At 71.9% G+C, this 2,227-nt stretch carries 2 protein-coding genes; both read left to right on the plus strand.

What is annotated here, in order from left to right:
- The first annotated feature begins 135 nt into the window (after positions 1 to 135).
- Positions 136 to 1,293 carry a tRNA 2-thiouridine(34) synthase MnmA gene (mnmA, locus tag MZTS_RS24755; protein ID WP_192285975.1) on the plus strand — a complete coding sequence of 386 codons (1,158 nt, stop codon included), beginning with the start codon at positions 136 to 138 and terminating at the stop codon, positions 1,291 to 1,293.
- 132 nt (positions 1,294 to 1,425) lie between these two features.
- On the plus strand, positions 1,426 to 2,082 hold the full coding sequence (locus MZTS_RS24760; RefSeq protein ID WP_192285977.1) for a class I SAM-dependent methyltransferase: 657 nt from the start codon (positions 1,426 to 1,428) through the stop codon (positions 2,080 to 2,082).
- Positions 2,083 to 2,227 lie beyond the last annotated feature (145 nt).

Below are 2,227 nucleotides of genomic sequence, written 5' to 3' on the forward strand. Positions count from 1 at the left end.
GTCTATAGCGATCCCGGCCCATCCCTGGAAAGTCGGGGCCGGGATCGCTATAGACACTGCGTGCGTCCGGGTTTTCCAAGCCGGGGCATGCCCGAAGGCCCCGCCAACGGCCGGCAACGGCCCCGATCACCGGCCATGAATTCGCTCGATCTCCCGAAGCCTCCGCACGAGACGCGCGTCGTCGTCGCCATGTCGGGCGGCGTTGACTCGTCGGTGGTGGCCGGGCTGCTGAAGCGCGAGGGCTACGACGTCGTCGGCGTCACGCTCCAGCTCTACGATCACGGCGCCGCGACCCATCGCAAGGGCGCCTGCTGCGCCGGCCGCGACATCCACGACGCGCGCGCGGTCGCCGAGACCCTGGGCATCCCGCATTACGTCCTCGATTACGAGGACAAGTTCCGCGAATCGGTGATCGACCGCTTCGCCGAGAGCTACCTGTCCGGCGAGACGCCGATCCCGTGCGTCGAGTGCAACCGCTCGGTCAAGTTCCGCGACCTGCTCGCCCTCGCCCGCGACCTCGGCGCCGAGGCGCTGGCGACCGGGCATTACGTGGCGAGCCGGCCCCTGGCCGAGGGCGGCCGCGGCCTGTTCCGCGCCCTCGATCCGGCCCGCGACCAGAGCTACTTTCTCTACGCCACGACGCCCGAGCAGCTCGCTTTCCTGCGCTTCCCCTTGGGCGAGCGCCCGAAGGACGAGACCCGGGCGCTGGCCCGGGAACTCGGCCTCGCGGTGGCCGACAAGGCCGACAGCCAGGACATCTGCTTCGTGCCCCAGGGCGGCTATGCCGACGTGATCGCCAAGCTGCGGCCCGAGGCGGCCCGCCCCGGCGCGATCGTCGATCTCGACGGCCGCCACCTCGGCGAGCACGAGGGCATCATCCATTATACCGTGGGTCAGCGCCGGGGCCTCAAGCTCTCGGTCGGCGAACCGCTCTACGTGGTGCGCCTGGAGCCCGAGACCGCCCGCGTCGTCGTCGGTCCCCGCGCCGCCCTCGCCACCCGCCGCATCCGCCTCACCGACCTCAACTGGCTCGGGGGCGGGACACCGGAATCCCTCGCCGAGCTGCCGGTGGCGGTGCGGGTGCGCTCGACCCGCGAGCCGCGGCCGGCACGCCTGTCCTGGAACGCGGAAGCGGCCTGCGCCGAGGTCGAGCTGGTCGCGCCCGAGGACGGCGTCTCGCCGGGTCAGGCCTGCGTGATCTACGCCGATGACGGCCCGCGCGCCCAGGTGCTCGGCGGCGGCACCATCCGGCGCATCGGCGCGTTGCAGGCAGGCGCCGCCGAGGCGGCCTGATGGGAGCCCGTCGCGCCGCGCGGATTTCGGCGCTCCAAGTTTCCTCGATGGTCACGCGTCCCGTTCCGCCGCACGGCCTCCTGCCTGGGCGGAGGCCGATGTGAGCCGCTGTCAAAGAAGGTGACGGTCAACATGCTGAGAGAGCGGGAGCCCGAGGCCGGGCCCACCACCGAGCTGATGCGCAAGGCCTATGCCCGCTGGGCTCCGGTCTACGACGTCGTCTACGACAAGCTGACCGAGCCCGCCGCCCGCGCCGCGGTGCAGGCGGCGGTCGCCCACGGGCCGCGGGTGCTCGAGGCCGGCGTCGGCACCGGCCTGTCGCTCGGCTATTATCCCCGCGACAGCTTCGTCTGCGGCGTCGATCTCTCCGAGGACATGCTGAAGCGCGCCCGCAACAAGGTGCATCGCCGGGGGCTCACCCACGTCAAGGGCCTGCAGGTGATGGATGTCTGCCGCCTCGGCTACAAGGATGCGAGCTTCGACGCGGTGGTGGCGCAGTTCCTGATCACCCTGGTGCCGAACCCGGAGGCGGCGCTCACCGAGTTCCTGCGCGTGGTGCGGCCGGGGGGCGGCATCGTGCTCGCCAACCATTTCGGCCAGTCCAACGGGCCGGTCGCCCGCGTCGAGGAGATCGTGGCCCCGCTCTGCACCAAGATCGGCTGGTCCTCCGACTTCAAATCGACCCGGATCGAGGCCTGGGCCGAACGCAACGGCGTCGAGGTCGTCGGGCTCTCGCCGACCTTCCCCGGCGGCTTCTTCAAGATCCTGCGGATGCGCAAGAAGGGGTGACGAGGGATCGCGAACGCCGCGAGGGGAGAGGACCGATGACCCCAGGGGACCGGGACGGGGACCCGGGCGGCGCGTCGTCACAGCCGGAGGGCCCGCGCCGCCCCTGGCTGCGCTGGCTGCACGCTGCCCGGCCTCACCCCGCGCC

Source organism: Methylorubrum zatmanii (assembly GCF_014845115.1).
Lineage (GTDB): Bacteria > Pseudomonadota > Alphaproteobacteria > Rhizobiales > Beijerinckiaceae > Methylobacterium > Methylobacterium zatmanii.

What these genes read in the sequence shown, in the direction of transcription:
- mnmA (WP_192285975.1), top strand. Translation starts at nt 136, where the DNA reads ATGAATTCGCTCGATCTCCCGAAGCCTCCGCACGAGACGCGCGTCGTC.
- MZTS_RS24760 (WP_192285977.1), top strand. Translation starts at nt 1,426, where the DNA reads ATGCTGAGAGAGCGGGAGCCCGAGGCCGGGCCCACCACCGAGCTGATG.